Below are 23,553 nucleotides of genomic sequence, written 5' to 3'. Positions count from 1 at the left end.
TTATCTTGCAGCCATGAAATCCAGTAAAACATACACGGTTGAAGAAGCCAAAAGAACCCTTGAAAACTACTGTGCCTACCAAGAACGTTGCCATAAAGAAGTTGCCCAAAAACTTCGGGATATGCGCATGATTCCAGAGGCTATAGATCTAGTGGTCGTGCACTTGTTGGAGCACGATTTTTTAAACGAAACCCGATTTTCAAAAGCCTATGTTCGTGGCAAGTTTCGAGTTAAAAAATGGGGACGAAAACGCCTGGAACTGGAATTAAAAAAACGCGACATTAGCAAGTTTAATATTCAAGAAGCCTTTAAGGAAATTTCAGAAGCAGACTACTTAAACACCTTTCATGCTCTGGCAGAAAAAAAAGCAGCCACCATTAAAGAAACAAACCCACTAAAGAAAAAGAAAAAACTAGCAGACTACCTATTTTATAGAGGTTGGGAAAGCCACCTGGTGTACGATAAAGTAAATGAGTTGTTTTAACTATTTTAAAAAAGGACCAAGCCAAGCTCCCCTCTTCAGTTGAAGAGGGGTGGACAGACGCAGTCTGGACGGGGAGTTTGTTTTTTAGCGAAGGGGCGAGTTGGCGCATGGACATATAATTTACCCAAGTGCAACATAGGTCTGGACGGGGAGTTTGTTTTTTTATTTAATATTATAAAGGTATAAAACATCATAATATAACCAATAACCTATACAATCATTTTAGGATTAAGAAAAAGAATTGTATCCTGATATCAGGATTTATTTATTAATCTGTATAGTTATTTTAGGACGGGTCATTTTTTCTATACACAGCTTAAATAATAGCCTCGTTTTTTTGGACTTTAAGAAAAAAGGCGTATCTTAATTTTTCAAAGCCACTCCCTTGAATCAATACAGGTTATGCCTGTTTTCAACCGCTCTAAACCCTTATAAATAAAAGCATCCTTAGGGGTTCACCCGTAGTTACTCCCTAGTTACTCCCTAGTTACTCCCTAGTTACTCCGTATGTAAGTAATATAAGCTCCGTATCACACCCTAAAACAACCTAAGAAAACCTGCTCTTAAAGTGAGATCCATAGCAGGATGGGTCAAAACTTATATAGGCCTTTGGACAAGCAATAGAACCTAACATCTAGCTATTGGAACTTGAATTTTTTCAACCAAACAACATACAACTCACACCAAACATCAACTTTTTTCAATACCTTTAAGCCATGTACGCCCTTGTAGATTGTAATAATTTTTACGCCTCATGCGAACGGGTTTTTAACCCAAGTTTACGCAACAAACCTGTCGCTATTTTAAGCAATAACGATGGCTGCGTCATTGCGCGAAGTGACGAAGCCAAAGTCCTTGGCCTACCCATGGGAGCACCGGCTTTTAAGTATGAAGTCTTTTTTAAGGCTCACAACATTCAGGTATTCTCTTCCAACTATCCTCTTTATGGAGACATGAGTAGTCGGGTCATGAATATTCTAAAACAGTTTACTCCAGATGTAGAAATATACAGCATAGACGAAGCTTTTTTGCAGTTTAAAGGGTTTGATACCTATAACTTAAAAGATTACGGAACTCAAATTAGACAGCGCATTTTAAAATGGACAGGTCTTCCAACCTCTGTGGGAATGGCCCCTACAAAAGCACTTAGTAAAGTCGCTAATAAAATTGCGCGCAAGTTTCCAGATGAAACAAAAGGGGTTTATATTATAGATTCAGAAGCAAAACGCATCAAAGCCCTTAAATGGCTAAAAATAGAAGATGTTTGGGGAATAGGTCGTGCCTTGCACAAACGGTTGAAAGAAAAACAAATTCATACAGCCTATCAGTTTACACAACTTTCGGACGATTGGGTGAGAAAAAATTTCTCTATAGTGGAATGGCGTTTAAAAAAAGACCTAGAAGGCATTCCAACTTTGCAATTGGACGAAGTAGCATCCAAAAAAGCCATTGCAACTACCAGAAGTTTTGAATACACCTATTCAGATATAGATAATATCAAAGAACGGGTGTCCACCTTTGCAACCAGTTGTGCCGAAAAACTCCGAAAACAACAAAGTAGTTGTTATATGGTTTTGGTAACTTTAAGCAGCGACAGACATAAAAAGGACTTGCCACAGCACCGTATAAGTAAAATAATCAACCTGCCTTACCCAACAGATTCGTCACTTATTATAAGTAATGAAGCTGTAAAAGCTGTTGCAAGCATGTTTAAAAAAGACATTAAATATAAGCGGGCAGGAGTTGTTGTCATGGGATTAGTGCCAACACATAACCACCAATTGAATTTGTTTTTACATGAAAATCCAAAGCATAAACCTTTAATGAGCGTTATAGATAAATTAAATATAAAGTATGGCGATTATAAACTGAAACTGGCAAACCAAGATTTAAAGCGCACCTGGAAAATGCGCCAAGAACGTTTGTCGCCAAGATATACAACCCATATAAACGATATTTTAAAAGTGAAGTAAGTTATCTGTGAAGTTGAAGATCCACGAATTCAATAGCATTAAAATAAACAACTAATAAAACAGGAAATTGAAGCTTCATTGGGGCTAATCTCAAAAATAAAAACTAAATTCAAAACTGAAATAAAAAACAACCCTTTTATGTTAATACACATGTCAAAACCTCTCACTTTTTTCTCTCCAGATTTTTCAGAACATGCTGGAGCTGTTTTTTTCGATACAGGAATTTCGGCTGGCTTTCCTTCACCTGCAGAAGATTTTAAAGAAGAAAGACTGTCTTTAGATAACATGCTAGTAAAAAATAAACTAGCCACATTTTATGCGCGTGTTAGTGGGCAAAGCATGATTGATGCTGGCTTGGATGATAACGATTTATTGGTAATAGACAGAAGCCTGGAGCCTGCAGACAATAGAATAGCGGTGTGCTTTTTGGATGGCGAATTTACCGTAAAACGTTTGCGTGTTGAAAAAGATGGGGTGTGGTTGCAACCAGAAAATGCCAATTACCAACCCATACAAATTACCGAAGAAAACGATTTCGTTATTTGGGGTATTGTAACCAATGTGATTAAAAAAGTATAACTTAAACAGCTAAAGAAAACCAAGCACATATGGTAGAATTGTCGTCCCTTGATGTTATTTTAATAGTGACATTTTTTGTAATCACTCTCTTTATAGGTATTTACGTTTCCAAACAATCAGGAAAAAGTGCAGCCGAATATTTCCTTTCAGGAAGAAACATGCCTTGGTGGTTATTAGGTGTTTCTATGGTGGCGACCACCTTTTCTACAGATACCCCAAATTTAGTAACAGACATTGTAAGAACCAATGGTGTTTCGGGAAACTGGGTCTGGTGGGCTTTTTTATTAACGGGACTTCTTACAGTTTTTGTTTATGCGAAGTTGTGGCGAAAATCGCAAGTCAGCACAGACATCGAGTTTTACGAGTTGCGTTATGGAGGCGCTCCTGCACGGTTTTTACGAGGCTTTCGAGCTATTTATTTAGGTATTATATTCAATATTCTTGCCATGTCTGCTGTAACCTTGGCAGCCATAAAAATTGGAGCCATCATGCTTGGCTTACAACCTTGGGAAACGGTTATTTATGCAGGAACCATAACCGTTATTTTTAGTGCTTTGGGAGGTTTTAAAGGTGTGGTTTACACAGATTTTATTTTATTCTTTACAGCCATGGCTGGAGCTGTTGGTGCTGCATATTATTTGGTAGGCTTACCAGAAGTAGGTGGATTAGAAGCCATGCTTCAACATAAAAATGTAGTCGATAAATTAAACATCTTACCAGATTTTAGCAATACAGAAGCACTTATTACCTTATTGATTATTCCTCTGGCAGTCCAATGGTGGAGTTCATGGTATCCAGGAGCCGAACCCGGTGGAGGAGGTTATATCGCACAACGTATGTTGGCTGCAAAAGATGAAAATCATGCCATTGGCGCCACCTTCTTTTTTAATATCATGCATTATGCCTTACGTCCTTGGCCATGGATTATTGTGGCTTTAGCTTCTTTGGTGGTGTTTCCAGATATTGCGAGTATCCATGACGCTTTTCCTTTAGTTGCTGAAGATAAATTAGGACATGATTTAGCCTATTCGGCCATGTTAACCAAACTTCCAAGTGGGTTGTTAGGTTTGGTGTTAGCGTCTTTAGTGGCAGCCTATATGAGTACCATTTCTACCCATTTAAATTGGGGAGCATCTTATATAGTAAACGACTTTTACAAACAGCAAATTAATAAAGATGCGTCTGAAAAACAGTTAGTTGCTGTGGGAAGAACTGCAACCGTTATCTTAATGGTTTGTAGTGCTTTACTGGCTTTAGTGCTTACTAATGCGTTGCAATTATTCGATATTATTTTAATGTTTGGTGCTGGAACGGGATTGATTTTTATTCTTCGTTGGTTTTGGTGGCGTATCAATGCTTGGAGTGAAATTTCGGCCATGTTTGTCTCCGGAATTGTTTCCATTCTATTAAATTTTACAGATTTAGGAGCTTACTTTTTTGGGACTGAAGGGCTTTTTCCTGCTTGGGCAAAATTCCCAATGATTGTATTGGTTACTACCCTTGTTTGGGTGGCTGTTACTTTATTAACACAGGCTGAAAGTAAAACCGTTTTACAGAACTTCTACAAAAGAATTCAACCTGGAGGTCCAGGTTGGGAGAAAATTATTTCGGAAGCTAGAGAAGAAAATATCGAATTGGTGGATACTAAGGAGGGTTGGAGCGTGCCTTCAGGAATTTTAGCCATGTTAGTGGGTTGTGCCTTAATTTATAGTGTGATGTTTGCTACGGGATATATTATTTATGGCGATTATACCAATGCTTTAATGCTTATTGGAGTAGCTATCATTTTTGCTTGGGTTCTTATTAAGCTCTGGAAGAAAATAAAAGTGACCATCTTATAAAACAAAAAGCCCTGCAACATGCAGGACTTTTTGTTTAGATTAACTTGTTACTTAAAACAAGATCTTTCTATATTCAACATGATTATTATTCAAAGTAATCTTCAGCAATAAAATAGTATGCGATTTCTTAATCGCTTTTATTTCAAATGTCTGAGTATTAATATTAGGGTCATTAAATAGTTGTCGTCCTAGAATATCATAAACCATCACCTGTTTTATTTGTTCTTTAGAAGATGCAATTTCTAAATACTCTGTACCATTTATTGTAATGTCATTTGAAGCAGATTCAAATTCAGAAGTAGAAATAGTATTGCTAACCAATTGAATATCGTCTAAAGCCATATCAGATGTATAACCAGGTCCCGTTACACCTCTAAACCTTAGTTTAATAGTTTCTCCAAGGTAAGCAGAAAGATCCACAGTAGCAGTTTGCCAAGCATTGCCTTGATCGCCAGAAATTGCAGGAATCATGTTTTCTTGCCAAATGCCATTAAAAAGGATATCAAGATGCAGGCTGCCCATATCTGTTCCAAACATATGGTAAGCAAATTTTAAATCGTAGGTATTAACAGCATCCATAACCATGCAAGAACTTTCTAAAATGGCAATCTGTTGATAGCATGAAGAGGATTCTAAATAAATATAATTTCCAGAGGCTGTGCCTGGGTTATAGTCTGTATTAGGACCCGTGTTTGAAGAAGATGTTCCTCCTTCATCTACTCTCCAATCAATATTGTCTTCACTTCCATTTGTTAGGTTAGTCCAAAAAGCAGATACGAGATTACAGCTTGTTGCACCACAATCAGATGCTGTTCCGCATAAAGCTTCTGCTTCAAAATCCGTATTAAAATCTGAAGCTGCAGACCCAGATACAATATTTATATAATCTACTTTAGTGTTTGTATTACTTCCATTGGCATTGGTAGCTGTTAGGGCTACAGTGTAAGTTCCTGGATCAGTAAAGATAACTTCAGGGTTTTGAGAATTAGCCGTCGTTCCATTAGTATAAGTGAATGTTCCAGGCGTAATGGTCCAAGCCCAAGAAGTTGGAGTATAATCTGAATTATCAGTTAGCATAAAACTGGAATTTACACAGCCTTGTGTTGTATCTGCTTTAAAACAAGCTGTCGGTGCCACATTTCCTGGGTCTTTTAAATCGCTCATCCATAATCCTTGCCCATAAGTAGCAGCAAATAGTTTGCTATTACAATCGCTTGTATTAGAATGAATTTCCAATTCCGTAATTTCTAAATTTGCTAATCCTGTATCAAATGGTTCCCAATCTGCAAGCGTATTATCTTTGTAATAAACCCCAACATCCATTCCAACATACATAGCTTCTATTGGACTTGAAGCATCAATAACAATGGTGTTTAATGAGATATTAGGAAGAGTTCCTGAAACATTTGTCCAGCTACTTCCTGCGTCTGTAGATTCATATATATCATTGCCTAAAGCTATAAATAGATGAGTCTCGTCTGTTGGGTCTATCTCTATATCTTTTGGTGAAGATGAAGTAGGTAAACTACTTGTTAAATTTGTCCACGTTGGAGACGCAGATAAGGCATTGTTCGAATAATAAAACCTTCCTGATCCACTTCTAGAAACATACATAACATTACTATTTGAAGGAGCTACGGCTAAATCTACCATATTTGAAGTCCCTCCAAAATTTGAAATTCGTGTCCAAACAATTGAATTTGAACCAGGGGTTTTAACATCGTCCGATCTCCAAACATTATCATAGCCAGCAAACATTCTAGCAGGTGTATTTGGATCTAATGTATAAGGGGTTACCCAAGCTCCGGTTTCATTAATCCCATTGGTACCATTGTCTGCAATGGTAGAAAATGAAAAACCACCATTGGTAGAACGTCTAATATCTCCATAATAAAGTGCGCCATACATATAAGAGTCGTCTGTAGGGTCAATAATACACTCCATACCATCCCCACCAATTTCGGTAGTAAAAACAGCATTTCTATTAATAGCAGTTCCGTTGTCCTGATAGCCATTTATAACCAAATTTTCTGACATTTGCGACACCCCAATTTTATAGATTTGCGCAATGGCTAAACCACTGCTTATATCGTTCCAATTGGCGCCATTATCTGCTGAATAGTAAACGCCACCATCGTTTCCACTATATACATCGTTTGTAAACGGTGAAAACTCAAAAGCATGTTGATCGGCATGGACGCCATCAATGGTTCCAGTGCTCCCAACCCAATAAGTATTTATATTCATGGTGGCACCCCCATCAATAGATTTCCATATATTAATACCTCCAGTATAAATAATATTCGCATTTGTTGGGTCTGCTGCAATAACTAAATCGTACCAGGCTTGACTATTGGAATCAGAACCATTTGTTTCATAACCTAAAACATTTGGAGTGGTAGTTCTAGTTGAAAAACTAACGCCACTATCTTCAGATCTATAAATACCTTCTAGACCACCTCCATCACCGGCTACTAAGTAAACCCAGTCTGGCTGATCGGCAGAAACGGCTAAAGCAATTCTATAAACCCCTCCATTTGGAACGCCATTGGTAACTTGCGTAAAACTATTTCCTCCATTTGTAGACACATCAACGGTTGTCCCGGAAGCATAAATAGTGTTAGAATCTCCTGGTTTAAATGCAATATCTTTCATGGCAGAACTAGTAGAGGCATAAGACCAGCTTAAACCAGCGTCTGTACTTTTATAAATACGATTTCCATTTGTTGAAGCTATTAAAACATCTGAATTGGTTGGATCCATTAAGATTTCATAAACAGTTCTATTTCCCATACCAGCATTACTGCTTGCCCAGGTAAGTCCGCCATCGACACTTTTATAAACACCATAACCCGGTGCATCTGCAGCATCTCTATCTCCTGTTCCTAAATAAAGAATGTCATGATTGGTAGGGTGAATAACAATACTAGAAACTCCTAATCTAACGAGTCCATTGGAGTATTCTGTCCAAGTACTTCCATTATCTGTAGATTTCCAAAAACCTCCTGAAGGCGCACCAACAAAAATAGTATTTGGGTCAGTAGGGTGGAATGCAATGCAATTTACACGTCCATTTCCGTTTAATTGTCCAGTTCCATTATCTGGTACGGCAATGGGGCCTACAAGTTCCCAGTTTCCTGTATTTGTAGTATAGCCTCTATTTAATGCGTTTGTTTGCAATGTGTTATAACGCATCATTTCTTTTAGGACATGCCCTTCACTTGGAAAATTACCGTTTTCATCTACACGGCTTTCCCAATAATATTCCCATCTTTTATACTGCTTTATGCCAGTCCCTCTTGAGATTTTGTTTGAGGCTCCAGTTTTTTCATTGTAGTATTTTTCAAAATCTTGTTGAATGTCATAGAAATTGGCATCTCTGTCAAACATCATGTTTGGCCATTTGTCTTGCGAAAAAGACAAGAAAGTAACAAGTAGGGTTGCTAAAAGTAATGTGTATTTCATAGTATATTGTTTGGGTGTAGTTTAAAAGCAAATATGGTATAAAAAAATAAACCCTGCAAATTGCAAGGTTTATAATAGTTTAGTATATAAAAGGTTAGACTGTTTAGTCTGCCAATATAATAACTTTGTTGTCTTTCATTTCGATAGTACCTGACTTTATTTTTAAAAGTAAGATTTTATCATTGTCTTTATGTGGGTGTATTTCTGCATGTAATTCATCAAATACTAAATGACTTTGAGTATGTGTATGAATTCTTACAGTACCTTCTTTTAAAAGAGAAACAATTGGAGCGTGATTTTTTAGCATTTCAAACTCTCCATTAACTCCAGGTACAACAACTGAATCTACTTCACTGCTAAATAAGGTTGCTTCTGGTGATACAATTTCTAAATACATATTTTTAAATTTCAATTTTAAAATCCCAAATTCCAAAGGATATTATTTTGGAATTTGGAATTTAATATTTTTGGAATTTGTTAAGCAATGCTTGATTAAGCTTCAGCTAACATTTTCTCTCCAGACTCGATAGCTTCTTCAATAGAACCTTTAAGGTTAAATGCTGCTTCTGGTAAGTGATCTAACTCTCCTGCCATAATCATGTTAAAACCTTTAATAGTTTCTTTAATATCTACTAAAACACCTGGGATACCAGTAAACTGCTCAGCTACGTGGAATGGTTGAGATAAGAAACGTTGTACACGTCTTGCTCTACCTACAGCCATTTTATCTTCTTCAGATAATTCTTCCATTCCTAAGATGGCAATAATGTCTTGTAATTCTTTATAACGTTGTAATAATTCTTTTACGCGTTGTGCACATTCGTAATGCTCAGCACCTAAAATATCAGCAGTAAGAATTCTTGAAGTAGAATCTAATGGATCTACCGCAGGATAAATACCTAACTCAGCAATTTTACGAGACAATACTGTTGTTGCATCTAAGTGAGCAAACGTTGTTGCTGGAGCTGGATCCGTTAAATCATCCGCAGGTACGTAAACCGCTTGTACAGATGTAATAGAACCTCTTTTTGTTGAAGTAATACGCTCTTGCATCGCACCCATCTCAGTTGCTAATGTTGGTTGGTAACCTACCGCAGAAGGCATACGACCTAATAATGCAGATACCTCAGATCCTGCTTGTGTAAAACGGAAGATATTATCAACGAAGAATAATACGTCTTTTCCTTGTCCTTCACCAGCTCCATCACGGAAATACTCAGCAATTGTTAAACCAGATAAGGCAACACGTGCACGAGCTCCAGGAGGCTCATTCATTTGTCCGAATACGAAAGTAGCTTTAGATTCCTTCATAATTGATTTATCAACTTTAGATAAATCCCATCCACCATCTTCCATAGAATGCATGAAGTCATCACCATAACGGATAATTCCAGATTCTAACATTTCACGAAGTAAATCGTTTCCTTCACGAGTTCTTTCACCTACTCCTGCGAAAACAGAAAGTCCACCGTGTCCTTTTGCAATATTGTTAATCAACTCTTGAATCAATACTGTTTTACCTACACCAGCACCACCAAATAATCCAATTTTACCTCCTTTAGCATAAGGCTCAATTAAATCAATCACTTTAATACCAGTAAATAAAACTTCTGTAGACGTTGATAAATCTTCAAACTTAGGTGCTTGTCTGTGAATTGGTAAACCTGCATCACCAGCCTTTGGTAAATCTCCAAGCCCGTCAATAGCATCTCCAATTACATTAAATAAACGACCATACACATCATCTCCAATTGGCATTTGAATTGGTGCTCCAGTAGCGTGAACTTCTGTTCCTCTACTTAAACCATCTGATGAATCCATAGCAATGGTACGAACAGTATCTTCACCAATGTGAGATTGTACCTCTAAGACTAATAGAGAACCATCAGGTCTTCTAATTTCTAATGAATCGTAAATTTTTGGAAGTTCAGATCCAGCTCCGAATTCAACATCGATAACTGGTCCTACTATTTGTGCAACTTTACCTGTAACTTTAGACATTACTTATAATTTTATTAATTTTCTAAAAACTTAATATAAAAACGGCTTATACTATTAACTCAAACACAAGCGTTTTTTCGCGCTGCAAATATATATCTTTTAATTTAAAAATAACAGCTAATTTATTGCTTTTTAAGGCATAAAAAAACGCCTTCTTTTTGAAGGCGTTTTTTTATATAAATATTTTCAGATATAGATTATCTAAAATCTTTACTATAGTTAGTTGGATAATCTCCACAATCGTAAAAATTACCTGAAGCTTCAAAGTTTGTACCATAAGTGGCGTCAATAGCTCTCATGATTTCATTAGCCATAACAGAATATCCTCTAGACGTTAAATGAACCCCATCTAAACTTATTAATCCACCTCTAACTAAATCTGTTGTTAAAGTGAAATTTCCAGAATCAATTCCAATAGTAGAGGCTTGTATTAAGATACCTTTAAAATCAACTAAGGCTAATCCTTTGGATGCAGCTACAGATTCTATAGTTACATTATAAGCATCCGTTGCATTTTTAATTGCTAGTTGCTCTTCTGGTGTTAGCACCCATTTATCTGCTAATGGAATAGCTACGCCATTAACTGTCATAGGATTTCCAGGGATAGCTTCTGTTCCTATAAAACTAGATGCAGGCAAAACAAATAAATCATTTGCAGTAGCCTGTCTCATATTAACTAATTGTGGGTTAAGTGCTGTTAGATCTGTTAAGTTTTCATCTAAAATAACAACGGCATTTGTTTCAGAAGCTTCAAACATAATAGTTCTTTTTGCAATTTCCGCATCAGCTTGCTCTTGTGTCATAGGTGTTGTTGCAACTATATAAGCAAATGCTTGAACGATTCCAGCATTATAAGGTGCATAAGCACCATTTACAGCTGCTGCAGTTCCCGCATCTAAAGGAATTGGGTTATGAGGTACTGTAGTAAAATGTGCTAAACTTGTAATGTAAGGAACATTAGTAACTACACCTTTAGCACCATTTGCTACTAAGGCATCAACCGTAGCAGAAAAAGAACTAGCAAAAACATTTGGATCTGTTATATCATTTCCTCCATACGTTGCTGGATTATAATTTCCAGTTTGGTCCACACCAGTTCCACCGGAAGTAGCATAAGATAAGACATCGTTTCCACCTATTTCAGATAATGTGAAAAACGTAGCATTTTGCGCTACAGCATCTTCAACCATAGAAGCCATAGGGTTTGATGCCATTCGTCCAAAATAAGGGTTTGCAAATCCGTAACCATTAATTCCTAAATGGAAACTTTTAGCACCTGGAACACCTATGTTGTTAAACGTACCACCTAAAACGGTTGTAGCTTCAGTAGTTGGTGCAGCAGGTAAAGGTGTTGGCCCTACACCATTAAAGTATAATCTTTGAGCAAAGCTTCCATCAGGATTTTGCGTGCCGTTAAATAAAAGTCCACCAATATTATCAGCCATTAGTGGTTGAGAAAAACTTCCTCCTCCTAACATGCCAAATTTCATGGATAATAAATTAGGAAAAGAATTTTCCTGAGTGGCTATAAATAGTGCATTGTCTGAAAATCCAGCTGTGAAAGAGGCTCCTACAGAAACGTACTTAGAAAAGTCTGCTTCTCCAGCAGTAAGTGGAGGTAAGACTTCGTCCATAGATGATGAAGAATCATCATCGCTATTACAAGCTGTAAAACCTAAGAGAACAGCAAGTAACCATATATATTTTGTTTTCATAATAAGTTGTTTCATGATTTTATAAGTTATTAAGTGTCCATGATACGTAATAAATAGAACCTATATTACCAGTACCTATGGCAGTAAAGTACTCTTCCCCTAGAACATTAGAAGCTCCTACTTTAAATACCGATTTAATTTTTGGAACTGTATAGTTAATTTGTGCATCCATAGAGTGAAAAGAAGGAATCTCACCATCTCCAAAAGAAGCTTGCCAAGTGTAATTATCACTCCATTTCCAAGCAACGTTAAAGCCAAGGTTTTTAACTATTTCAGTATGTCCAAAAGATAGTTTTACTTTATGCTCAGGAGTGTTAAATCCTGTTCTAAAATCAGGATTGGCATCTTGATCAAAATCTTCTTTAGCGAAGGTATAACTACCATCTAAATCGAAGCCATTAAAGACTTTCATCCCAAGTCCAATAGCAGCACCATAAGATTGTACAGCTATATCTGAGTTCGTATAAGCTTGATAAACTTGGTAATCGCCATTAGCTAAAGCACCAAGAGATAAGCCATTATCTCCAGCTACTCCATATAAAGGAGAAATTACATATTCAGTAGAAATAAAGTCTTTATACTTGTTGTAGTACATACTTAAATCTACAGTTAATAGGTTTAATTTTCCTCTATATCCAACTTCCATAGACGTTACTTGTTCTGGTTGTACAATATCTGGATTGCCAATAACTAAATCGGCAGGGTTAGAAGATGCTGCAAAGTTCTCAACAGATTTACGTGAGTATGAGTTGCTATAAGCAGCTCCACCCGTTTGGTTGATAGATGCAGGTTGACCGAATGCTATTTGACCAGCAGCACTAATATCATAGTCTCTAGAATATCTGTCTAAGTTATCAGGAGCAGAACCCACTAATACATAAGGTCCAGCATCAAGTCCTATAAATAAATCCTGAGTGGTTGGATTTCTAAATCCAGTTTGAACTGAAGCTCTAACATTATGGTTTCTGTTAATGGTTAAACCAGCCGAAACTCTTGGAGATACAAAACCATCAAAGAATTCTGATTTATCATAACGTGCAGAACCTGTTAACTTTAATTCTAAACTTTCATTTAAATCAAACTGTTTTTGTAATTGCGTATAGATTCCAAATTCAGAATAAGGAATGGTTCCGTCATAATCTGTGTAAATTGTTCCAGACGAATTTAATTCGTATCGTCTGTATGATCCACCAGCTTGAACTTCTACAACATCCCAAAGATGAGAAAAGTTATAATTGGCATCAGCGTGATAATATTTAGATTCATCTTGGAATTTAGAACCAGTTACTAAATTTGGATCGTTAATACTTTTATTAAAAGCATTTTTAAAACCTGGGGAACCTGGCTCAAATCTACCTTCTTCGGCAGCAGCTCTTGCTATTACATGCGCTTCATCTTCTGTAGCTCCACCTATTGTAGTAGCTCCACCAAATGCGGTAATATAGTCTTTAAACCATTGTTCATCGCTTTTCCAAGCTCTGTTAATTTGAATCCCAGTTACAGTCATGTCATAAGAATCACCAGCTTTATCAGCAACCATATAACCTCTTAAAAAGAAGTTGTTATTTCTCAATTCAAGTTTATGTTGTTCTTGGAAGAAATTGTCAATGCTATAACGGTTAGATCCTTGATAGATGGTGGACCCTGTACCTACCTTACCTACATAAGCAATTTCGAAATCGTTTGCCCAAGGACGATAGTATAATCCCCAGTCAGCTTTTACACTTTCTGCGTTATAATCTGTCAAATCTCTTTCTTCATAACCTGTTCTACTTACAACAACATCTGGAATAATTCCAAGTCCACCAGAAGCAGCACGTATGTTAGTAGCTACTTCATCTCCGTAGATGTTATACCCATCGTAACCAATACTCGCTCTAGTATCTCCAGTGCCAGGTTTACCTTGATAGTTTGTAGCATACCAATCGGTTCCTTTTAGCCATCCAAAATTTACTTTGGCAGCAAATTTATCACTGAATTTATGAGCTATTCTAACTCCTAAATCTCTATAGGTGTTGTCTCCAGCAGCATCTTGACTAGTAATTCCTTGTTTGTAATAACCACTAATTCCTTGAACATCGAAAGGGCTTTTACTTCTCATGAAAAGAATTCCGTTAAATGCATTTGCACCATATAATGCAGATGCAGCTCCAGGAAGTAACTCGACACTTTGTACATCTGTTTCAATCATTCCTACTAAGTTTCCAATTGGGAAGTTTAAGGCTGGAGTAGAATTGTCCATTCCATCTACAAGTTGCATAAAACGCGTATTTGCAAAAGTTGCAAACCCTCTTGTGTTAATAGAATTAAAGGTTAAACTGTTTGTATTAACATCAACTCCTTTTAAGTTTTCTAATCCGTTGTAGAAATCTGCAGAAGCTGTGTTTTTAATTTCTTTTAAACCAAAACGCTCAACCGTTACTGGCGATTCGAAAATACGTTCTGGAGTTCTAGACGCAGAAATAACGACTTCATCTAAAGATGTTCCTTCTTTTAAAATAAAATTTACGGTTTGATTGTTTGCTGTAATTTCTTGAGTTTCTGTACTAAACCCGATATTACTCGCTCGTAACGTAAATGGAGGTTCTTGACTGACAGTTAAAAAGTAGTTTCCATCGAAATCTGTAACTGTACCAGTCGATGTGCCTACTATAATAACGTTTGCTCCAGGAATTGGCTGACTGTTCTCGTCAGTTACTATTCCCGAAATTGTTGTTTGTGAATATGATAAGCCACAAAAAAACAACAATAAAAGTGAAAGGATTGATTTCATTTTATAGTTTTAGTTAATTATTAATTGATTTAGTTAATTATTATTAGGCAATATAAATAATATTATGAAAACTTTAAGAAGTTTTTCATAAAAATTATGCGTGCATAATATTTTTAACAAAATAGAGTGTTTATTGTATTATTGATAAAAAACAATAGAAGTTATTGAGAATCTCATTTTTAATAAAAAGATTCTCAGTATGATTTTTATTCTATATTTGTTACATATAGATGTTTTGAATTGAAAATTACTTATGAAAACTTTAAAAAGAGTATCATTACTTATAATCTGTGTTTTTTTATTAATGGTTTGGAGTGGCATTGTAAGAAATGTCACTTTGGGAGAACGGAGTTTGGGTGTTTTAACCGAACCGATTAAAGGGTTCTCTGAAGTAGTGTCTAATATGAAAAAAGCCTATAAATATATATTTAAGGCACCAGATTACTATATTGAAACTAGAGATCAAGACACTTTAAATATCAATAAACTAGATTATAATCTCTACGGTTTATATTCTTATAGACATGGTGATAATTTTAATATTGAATTAAAAAATTTTAAGGATAATACGCTAAAGCATGAATGGAAAGTTCCAGTAAGTAAACTATCAACGCATTATACCGTAGATGGAAACGACCGTCTGTATCCTGCAACCTTATTACCAGGATTTGATATTATTGTTTCTTGTAATGAAAGACCAGGACTTTTAAGAATGGATGCTGAATCTAATGAAAAGTGGTTTAATGAAGATTTTATTTATCATCATGCAATGAATAAAGATTCTATAGGAAATATGTGGATTCCGGCTGTAAAACATGATAATGGAATTATTGTTCCAATGAAAGTTTCAGTGGAAGGGCATACACAAAACTATAGAGACGATTTAATTGTAAAAGTTGATGTAGAAACAGGAGAAACCCTTTACAGTAAATCTTTAACCGATATATTTCTTGAAAACAATTTAGATCATTTAATAAACAAAAGCCCATATGTTAACGATCCATTTCATTTAAACGATATTCAACCGGTTTTAGAAAGTTCAAATTATTTTAAAGAAGGAGATTTGTTTTTAAGTTTTAGAAGTAACTCGTTGGTTGTTCAGTTTCGCCCATCAACCAATAAAGTTGTAAAGGTTTTAGAAGGCCCTTTTACATTTCAACACGATGTGGACATTATTTCACCAAATTCTATAGCTATTTTAAACAATAATACCATTGCAACTCAATTGAATGCAGATGAGATTGAATTTAAACCAACAAATCATCCGGTTAATCGAAAAATAAACCATTCAAATGTACTTATTTATAACTTTGAGGAAGATACATATAGTTCTGTATATGAAGATGTTTTTATAGAGCATCAAATTTTTACTGGCGCAGAAGGTTTATATCGCATATTTCCTAATGGAGACATGTTTTTTGAAGAACAAGGTTCTGGAATTTTATGGGTTGTCAATCAACTTGGTGTGGTTTTAAAAACAACTTTAAAAAGCGATATAGAAGGCTATCATTATTTACCTAATTGGACGACAACATATTTAGATGAAGAGTTGAAATCCTTAAACTAAAAATTATGACATTATACATTGGTCCTGGAATAGGTCTTGGCACACTTTTAATTATTGTTTTTATTATTTTATTGGTGCTTTTTGCTTTTGGAGTGGTTTTATGGATTCCAATTAAACGGTTTTTCCGAAAAATATTTAGTAAAAACTAATGATTTATTACATCATAGTAGGTTTCTCTGGAATTATTTTTTCTAGTTTACTTATTTATTTTCGTAAGCATCTTTTTGCAGCCTTAGAATCTACTTTGGGCTTGTCCAACGCCGTTTTGTCTAACGAAGACGAATTAGTCAAGCATAAAAAACTTGTTCAAGCATTAAAATCGATGTTGACCTCATTAGGTGTCAGTATGGGAATAATACTTCTAATTATTGCCTTAACCTCTTTACCTGTATATGTTTTTAAGCTGATAAAAAATATACCTGCTCAAGATTTAGATTTAGGCTCTGTTTGGGTTATTGTAAGTTTTTCCGTTGGAACCATTCTTCCTTTTTTAATTAAACGAAAAAAACCTACCGAAGATTATTCAGAAGCATCTATTCTTTTCCACAAACTTATTTTAAATAATTATAATTTATCTAAAATGCTATTCTCCTTTGATCGCAGATTTAAAAAAGGAGAGAAAATTCAAGATAAAGAAACTTTTTTAATTGTTTCTGGATTAGCAAGGGCTGGAACAACTAGTTTGACAGACCAACTTTTTAAAGCTGGTGCATTTAGTTCTTTAGATTATTCTAATATGCCTTTATTATTAGCGCCAAATCTATGGAAAAAGATGTATAATCCTAAAAAAGCGCGATTAAAGGAACGGAAACATGGTGATAAAATGTTGTTTGGGTTTAATACCATTGAAGCTTTGGAGGAGTATTTCTTTAAAGTGTTTTTAAATGATAGTTTTATTTCTGAAAGCTATTTAGAGAAACATGATCTAACCGAAGACGCTTACCAAAATTATATTAAATATCAGTCATTAATCCGTCAGGATAATGCATCTACCTATCTATCAAAAAATAACAATATTATTTTAAGATATGAATCGTTGCGTGAATACAACAAAATATTTAAAATTATTTTCTTATTCAGAAAGCCAGAAGAACACGCATATTCTTTGTTAAACCAACATCAACGTTTTTCAGAATTTCAAAATGAAAGTGAATTTATACAAACCTATCTTAATTGGTTGGGTCATCATGAATTTGGAAAAAATCAAAAAGTGTTTAAGTTTGATACCGATGAGCCTTCAATTCCATACGATAAAAACACCTTAGATTATTGGTTGTATATCTGGTTAAATTATTACGACTATTTAATGACTGTAGAAAATGATAATTATCTACTTATTGAATATGAAGATTATCTAAATAAGCCAAAAGAAGTATTGCAATACATTGAAAACGATATGAACATGTCTTTCGATTATTCGCATATAGAACCTTTTACGAATACTAGAAAAATTGATACATCTAATTGCAATCCTAAACTGTTAGAAGCAACAGATGAAATTTATCAAAAGTTAAAAGACAGAAAACTAAAGTTTTAAAGAATTATTCTACAGTTACCGACTTCGCTAAATTTCTTGGCTGATCTACATTTTTATCTAACATCACAGCAATGTGATACGATAATAATTGCAGTGGAATAGTAGTAAGTAATGGCGATAAGGACTCTAGAGATTCTGGAACTTCAATAACATAATCTGCTAATTTCTTAACATTAACATCACCTTCAGTTACAACACCTATAATCTTACCTTGTCTTGCTTTAATTTCTTCAATATTACTAACTACTTTTTCGTAGTGGCCTTTTTTAGTTGCAATTACAACAACTGGCATATTTTCGTCAATCAATGCAATTGGACCATGTTTCATTTCTGCTGCAGGATACCCTTCTGCATGAATATAAGAAATCTCCTTAAGTTTTAAAGCGCCTTCTAGAGCTACAGGGAAATTATACCCTCTACCTAAGTATAAGAAATTACGGGCGTTCTTATATTTTTCGGCTATCATTTTAATATGCTCTTCAGATTTAAGAGCTTTTTCAACTTTTTCAGGAATCAATTCTAATTCTTGTAAATGATACCTATAATCAGAATTTGAAATTTCTCCTTTTACTTTAGCCAGTTTTAATGCTATTAAAGTTAAAAGAGTAATTTGTGTTGTGAATGCTTTAGTAGAAGCAACTCCAATTTCTGGCCCAGCATGTGTATAAGCTCCTGCATGTGTTTCTCTAGCAATAGAAGATCCAACCACATTACAAACACCAAAAACAAAAGCGCCATTTGCTTTAGCTAACTTAATAGCAGCAAGCGTATCTGCAGTTTCTCCTGATTGAGAAATTGCAATTACCACATCTTTATTAGTAATAACTGGATTTCTATATCTAAATTCTGAAGCATATTCTACTTCTACAGGGATTCTAGCGATATCTTCAAAGATATATTCTGCAACTAAACCAGCATGCCAAGAGGTTCCGCAAGCAACAATAATAATTCTGTTTGCGTTTAAGAACTTCTCAATATTATCGTCTATTCCAGCCATCCTAATAATACCTTCTTGCACTAGAAGTCTTCCTCTATAGGTGTCCTTGATAGCGTTTGGCTGTTCGTATATTTCTTTAAGCATAAAGTGATCGTAACCACCTTTTTCTATTTGCTCTAAATTCATTTGTAGTTCTTGAACATAAGGATCTACTAACGAATCGTCTTTAATTTTGCGTATTTTTATTTCTTTATTAGCCTTAATGATAGCCATTTCCTCATCTTCAAGGTAGATGGCATTTTTAGTATATTCTAAAAAGGGCGATGCATCACTAGCAATAAAAAATTCATTTTCACCAACACCAACAGCTAAAGGGCTTCCTAGTCTGGCTATAACAATTTCATCTGGTTTGTTTTTATCGAATACGGCAATAGCATATGCTCCAACTACCTGGTTTAATGCTACCTGAACAGCTTTCCCTAATTTGACGTTTTCTTTCGATTTAACATCTTCAATTAAGTTGATTAACACTTCTGTATCTGTATCTGATTTAAAAGTGTAACCTCTTTTAATAAGCTCTTTTTTAAGAGACTCATAATTTTCAATAATCCCATTATGGATAATAACTAAATCTCCAGAGTTTGAATAATGTGGATGTGCATTTACATCGTTTGGAACACCATGGGTTGCCCAACGTGTATGTCCGATTCCAATAGTGCCATTGTTAGAAATTTCTTTTTTAACTCTATCTTCTAAATCGGCAACTTTTCCTTTGGTTTTTGAAACCTTAAGGTCTTTTCCGTCGTATAAAGCAATTCCTGCGCTATCGTAACCGCGATATTCTAATCTTTTAAGCCCTTGAATAATAATAGGGAAGGCATCACGATGACCAATGTATCCTACAATTCCACACATAGTTTGTTAATTATCTGGTTGCGTATAGTATATTTCTAATTGAACTCTTTTATTTTCTGGGACATTTAAATTACTCCCATGTAAAACAGTCCCTTTTTGAGATAAGCCTGTTCCTACTGGAATACCGTCTAAATCGCCATCATTCAATATAAAAGAATTACTAACTTCGTTAATATTGGTTGTAAGATACAATCCTAATTGGAAATTTGTTGAGTCTTTTAATAAAATGTTGTTTAAGTGCTCTGTAAGTCTAATCTTATATTTTACACCTTTACCATTTGAATCTTTTTCTAAAACAGATGAATAGTTTAGTTTGGATTCTATAGGATTGGTTGTATTTGTAGTTAAATCGAAATAATAATCAACAATAGGACTGTTGTTTTTAATATCGTATAATATCACTCTGTTTGGCTCTTGATTTTTATCTTTATCCATTACAGAAGTTGCAGTTTGATCTACATAAAAAATTAAATTGGCTTCGTTAATTAAACGACTAGGAGTTCCATTGTTGTTTTTGTAAAGTAGGTTAAACTCTTCTAAAACAGCTGGGTCTTTAAATAAATCAACAATAGCAATAGAACCTTCTCCACCCTTTAAATAAAGTGTTTGGTCTCCATTTACAGTATCCGCAGTATCATTAGCATTGTTTAATAACGAATTAGCTATAGGGTCAAGTGTTATGGTACTTGCTCTATTGCCTCTAAAATTCATTATGAACTTGTTGTTTTTAACAATTTCTCCATCAACTTCATTATTGTAATACACCGTTAAATTAGCACCTGAACTTAAAAAATTAAGCATGATGGCGCTACCTTCTACAGTGCCATCTGCAGGCTCAACTTTAAAATATAGTCCTCTAAAATAATCTTTAAAGTTATTGGCGTTACTTAATTCAGGCATGCCTTGCTTATCAAATAATAAAGTTTTCCAAAAGTCATTTGTGTTTAAAAGTGGCACGTGTAAACTTGGTGGAATTTTGCTAACTTCTTCTTGTTCGTCATCGTCATTTTCTTCATAAATTATTTGCTGAGAATTGCTAGGAATAAAGTCTGGATTATAATACAATAATTCCCCCAAATTACTAGCAATTCCAAATTCACTATTATTAGAATAGTATAATTGTGGATCTGCGTCTTCTACCGAAGGATCATAGTCTCTCAAGAAATAGTTAGATCTATATATAGATAATTTTATAGGAGCTGTTCCATATAAAGAGTCTAGAGTATATTCAGGAGCTTCAGATGTTCCCCCGGTTAATTTTGAAAAATAAGGAACAGTTAAATAAGCAGCTGTAAATTCTGGATTTATGCCAAAATCTGGATCATAATATGCAGAATTAGGGACAGCTTGAGTAATAATATTGTTTGCTGTACGCTCATAGACAGGATCGTAATAAATACCCATAAAATTTGTTGGGAAATTATTAGTCTGTACGGGTTTCACTCTTTTGTTGTAAGCTACTACTGCAAACTTATCGCTATTGGTTTCAAAATTCTGAATTCCTTCAATATCACTTTCTAACGAGTTATAATCGTTATCACATGCTATAAAAGTGAGAGTTATAAGTGATAATACACCAATAAACTTTGAGGCTTTAATGATTTTTTTCATAAATAAGATCTGATGGTTTTGGGCTTAGCCTAATACTTTAGTGTTGTAAAAATCAACATAAGCTTCTCCAAATTCATCTTTTGATTTAAAATCTAATACAGGTTTCTTTGAGTCTTTTAAATGTTTGTTTAATTCTTCAGGAATCTCTTCCGAGCCTATAATTAAGGCATCAGAATGGTCGATTGCAATTTTCATTAAACTGTTGTAAGTTGGTTTTGCCAACTCTTTAATAAAGCTATCTTCTATATTATCGAACTTTACTTTATTAATCATGTCTTTATTTAACGTCCCATCGAAACTTTGATTGTAAATAGAGGTCACTATTTTACTTTCGGTAAATAAAGGTTCGTCTTTATAAAATTGTTTTAAATACATTGGCAATAACGATGCCAACCAACCATGAACATGAATAATATCTGGAGACCAGTTTAATTTCTTAACAGTTTCAATAACACCTTTTGCAAAGAAAATGGCGCGTTCGTCGTTGTCAGGAAATAAATTCCCATCTTCATCTGTTAAAGTGGCTTTTCTTTTAAAGTATTCGTCGTTATCAATAAAGTAAACTTGAATTCGCTCTTTTGGAATAGATGCTACTTTAATAATTAAAGGCATATCTAAATCGTTAATAACTAGATTAATTCCAGAAAGTCTAATTACCTCATGCAATTGATGTCTTCTCTCATTAATATTCCCATATCTAGGCATAAAGATTCTAATTTGCCCTCCTTGTTGATTTACCATTCTAGGTGTTTCAAACGACATAGAAGAAATTTCGGTTTCTGGTAAATATGGCACAACTTCAGATGATACGTATAATATCCTCTTATCTTTCATAAACTTATTGCTTTTAGTAATTCAAAATAAAAAACACGCAAAAGTACAAAAATTTATGCAGATTCATTGTAAAATATTAAGTTTGCACGCGTTAATATTTTATTAAAGGTGAAGATTTTTACTGAAAAAACTCAAATTCAAAAATTCATTAGGCAAATTAAAGATCAAGATTTGTCTCTTGGCTTTGTCCCTACTATGGGAGCATTGCATCAAGGGCACCTGTCTTTGGTTGATGAAGCCTTTATTAAAAATGATATGGTCGTGGTTAGCATTTTTGTAAATCCGACTCAATTTGACAACAAAGAAGATTTAAAAAAATACCCAAGAAATCTAGAGGCCGATTCCGTTTTACTTGAAGGTTATGGCGATAAACTAATTGTTTACGCACCAACTGTATCCGATATTTACGAAGGACATGCAATTGCCGAACATTTTTCTTTTGACGGGCTAGAGTTCGAAATGGAAGGTAAATTTAGAACAGGACATTTTGATGGTGTTGGAACCGTAGTAAAACGTTTGTTTGAAATTGTAACTCCAGATAATGCGTATTTTGGAAAGAAGGATTTTCAGCAATTAGCTATTATTAAAAAATTGGTTGAAAAACACCAGATTCCAGTAAATATTATTGGTTGCGACATATTTAGAGAAACCAATGGTTTGGCTATGAGTTCTAGGAATGCACGGCTAAAAGAAGACTATAAACAAGCAGCACCTTTTATATATAAAACATTAAAAACTGCCAAGGAAAAGTTTGGCACAAAAAGTGCACATAAAGTTACAGAATGGGTTGAAAATGAATTTGCTAACCACAAATTATTAACATTGGAATATTTTATAATTGCCGATGCTGAAACATTAAAATCTGTTAAAAGAAAACATAAAAACAAATCATATCGTGCGTTTATTGCAGTTTATGCAGACGACATCAGATTAATTGATAATATCGCACTAAATTAATTACCTTTGCCACATGCAAATACAAGTTGTAAAATCTAAAATTCACAGAGTAAAATGTACAGGTGCAGACCTTAATTATATTGGTAGTATTACTATCGATGAAGATTTAATGGATGCAGCCAATATTATTCAAGGTGAAAAAGTTCAAATTGTAAATAACGACAATGGAGAGCGTTTGGAAACATACGTGATTCCTGGTCCTAGAAATAGTGGAGAAATCACCCTTAATGGCGCAGCTGCTAGAAAGGTGTCTATTGGAGATACACTTATTTTAATTACTTATGCATTTATGGATCTTGAAGAAGCTAAAGTGTTTAAGCCTTCTTTGGTCTTTCCTGATGAAGCGACTAATAGACTCATATAA

Annotated in this window: 17 protein-coding genes; 9 read left to right on the top strand and 8 right to left on the bottom strand. The window is 34.6% G+C overall.

The window, feature by feature from the left end; translation table 11 throughout:
• Positions 1–13 precede the first annotated feature (13 nt).
• From OS191_RS09855 to OS191_RS09840, 4 genes are all read left to right on the top strand, one after another.
• Positions 14–484 (top strand): regulatory protein RecX, encoded by a 471-nt coding sequence (locus tag OS191_RS09855; protein ID WP_267155523.1) that lies wholly within the window; start codon positions 14–16, stop codon positions 482–484.
• A 716-nt stretch (positions 485–1,200) separates the two neighbouring features.
• Positions 1,201–2,457, top strand: coding sequence for a Y-family DNA polymerase (locus OS191_RS09850; protein ID WP_267155522.1), 1,257 nt, complete (start codon positions 1,201–1,203; stop codon positions 2,455–2,457).
• A 150-nt stretch (positions 2,458–2,607) separates the two neighbouring features.
• Complete coding sequence (locus tag OS191_RS09845; RefSeq protein WP_416236421.1) at positions 2,608–3,036, top strand: LexA family protein; 429 nt, start codon at positions 2,608–2,610, stop codon at positions 3,034–3,036.
• Between the two features lie 29 nt (positions 3,037–3,065).
• Positions 3,066–4,877 carry a sodium:solute symporter family protein gene (locus OS191_RS09840; RefSeq protein WP_267155520.1) on the top strand — a complete coding sequence of 604 codons (1,812 nt, stop codon included), beginning with the start codon at positions 3,066–3,068 and terminating at the stop codon, positions 4,875–4,877.
• A 51-nt stretch (positions 4,878–4,928) separates the two neighbouring features.
• Here the strand turns inward: OS191_RS09840 and OS191_RS09835 are convergent, their stop codons facing one another.
• The 5 genes from OS191_RS09835 to OS191_RS09815 all read right to left on the bottom strand — a co-directional run bounded on the left by OS191_RS09835 (position 4,929) and on the right by OS191_RS09815 (position 14,831).
• Positions 4,929–8,342: a DUF8694 domain-containing protein gene (locus OS191_RS09835; RefSeq protein WP_267155519.1), complete on the bottom strand. Its 3,414-nt coding sequence runs from the start codon at positions 8,340–8,342 to the stop codon at positions 4,929–4,931.
• 103 nt (positions 8,343–8,445) lie between these two features.
• Entirely contained in the window at positions 8,446–8,739 is a 294-nt protein-coding gene (locus tag OS191_RS09830; RefSeq protein ID WP_267155518.1) for a F0F1 ATP synthase subunit delta/epsilon, read from the bottom strand.
• Positions 8,740–8,834: 95 nt separating this feature from the next.
• Complete coding sequence (gene atpD, locus OS191_RS09825) at positions 8,835–10,343, bottom strand: F0F1 ATP synthase subunit beta (RefSeq protein WP_267155517.1); 1,509 nt, start codon at positions 10,341–10,343, stop codon at positions 8,835–8,837.
• A gap of 197 nt (positions 10,344–10,540) precedes the next feature.
• Positions 10,541–12,058, bottom strand: a complete 1,518-nt coding sequence (locus tag OS191_RS09820; protein WP_267155516.1) for an SGNH/GDSL hydrolase family protein — start codon at positions 12,056–12,058, stop codon at positions 10,541–10,543.
• 19 nt (positions 12,059–12,077) lie between these two features.
• Positions 12,078–14,831 carry a TonB-dependent receptor gene (locus OS191_RS09815; protein WP_267155515.1) on the bottom strand — a complete coding sequence of 918 codons (2,754 nt, stop codon included), beginning with the start codon at positions 14,829–14,831 and terminating at the stop codon, positions 12,078–12,080.
• Between the two features lie 253 nt (positions 14,832–15,084).
• Between OS191_RS09815 and OS191_RS09810 the strand changes: the two genes are divergently transcribed.
• Genes OS191_RS09810 through OS191_RS09800 form a run of 3 tightly spaced genes read left to right on the top strand, consistent with a single transcriptional unit; the run spans position 15,085 to position 17,935 of the window.
• On the top strand, positions 15,085–16,398 hold the full coding sequence (locus OS191_RS09810; protein WP_267155514.1) for an arylsulfotransferase family protein: 1,314 nt from the start codon (positions 15,085–15,087) through the stop codon (positions 16,396–16,398).
• Between the two features lie 5 nt (positions 16,399–16,403).
• Positions 16,404–16,547 carry a hypothetical protein gene (locus OS191_RS09805; RefSeq protein ID WP_267155513.1) on the top strand — a complete coding sequence of 48 codons (144 nt, stop codon included), beginning with the start codon at positions 16,404–16,406 and terminating at the stop codon, positions 16,545–16,547.
• The gene (locus OS191_RS09800; RefSeq protein ID WP_267155512.1) at positions 16,547–17,935 is read left to right on the top strand and encodes a sulfotransferase family protein; all 1,389 of its coding nucleotides are present in this window, start codon (positions 16,547–16,549) and stop codon (positions 17,933–17,935) included. The genes OS191_RS09805 and OS191_RS09800 overlap by 1 nt, the downstream gene beginning before the upstream one ends.
• A gap of 4 nt (positions 17,936–17,939) precedes the next feature.
• Here OS191_RS09800 and glmS read toward each other — a convergent pair whose 3' ends face one another.
• From glmS to OS191_RS09785, 3 genes are read right to left on the bottom strand one after another with little or no spacing between them, the layout of a single operon-like run.
• Positions 17,940–19,787, bottom strand: coding sequence for a glutamine--fructose-6-phosphate transaminase (isomerizing) (glmS, locus tag OS191_RS09795; protein WP_267155511.1), 1,848 nt, complete (start codon positions 19,785–19,787; stop codon positions 17,940–17,942).
• A gap of 6 nt (positions 19,788–19,793) precedes the next feature.
• A complete protein-coding gene (gene bamH, locus OS191_RS09790) occupies positions 19,794–21,398 on the bottom strand; it encodes a beta-barrel-assembly machine lipoprotein BamH (protein WP_267155510.1) in 1,605 nt (534 codons plus the stop codon).
• Positions 21,399–21,422: 24 nt separating this feature from the next.
• Positions 21,423–22,232 carry a glycogen/starch synthase gene (locus tag OS191_RS09785; RefSeq protein ID WP_267155509.1) on the bottom strand — a complete coding sequence of 270 codons (810 nt, stop codon included), beginning with the start codon at positions 22,230–22,232 and terminating at the stop codon, positions 21,423–21,425.
• A 108-nt stretch (positions 22,233–22,340) separates the two neighbouring features.
• Between OS191_RS09785 and panC the strand changes: the two genes are divergently transcribed.
• Together panC and panD are read left to right on the top strand one after the other, a co-directional pair.
• Positions 22,341–23,189 carry a pantoate--beta-alanine ligase gene (gene panC / locus OS191_RS09780; protein ID WP_267155508.1) on the top strand — a complete coding sequence of 283 codons (849 nt, stop codon included), beginning with the start codon at positions 22,341–22,343 and terminating at the stop codon, positions 23,187–23,189.
• 13 nt (positions 23,190–23,202) lie between these two features.
• Entirely contained in the window at positions 23,203–23,553 is a 351-nt protein-coding gene (gene panD, locus OS191_RS09775; RefSeq protein ID WP_267155507.1) for an aspartate 1-decarboxylase, read from the top strand.

This window comes from Xanthomarina sp. F2636L (assembly GCF_026410195.1).
GTDB lineage: Bacteria > Bacteroidota > Bacteroidia > Flavobacteriales > Flavobacteriaceae > Xanthomarina.
The sequence above is the reverse complement of the archived record's forward strand: the minus strand, read 5'-3'. Positions and strand labels throughout refer to the sequence as shown.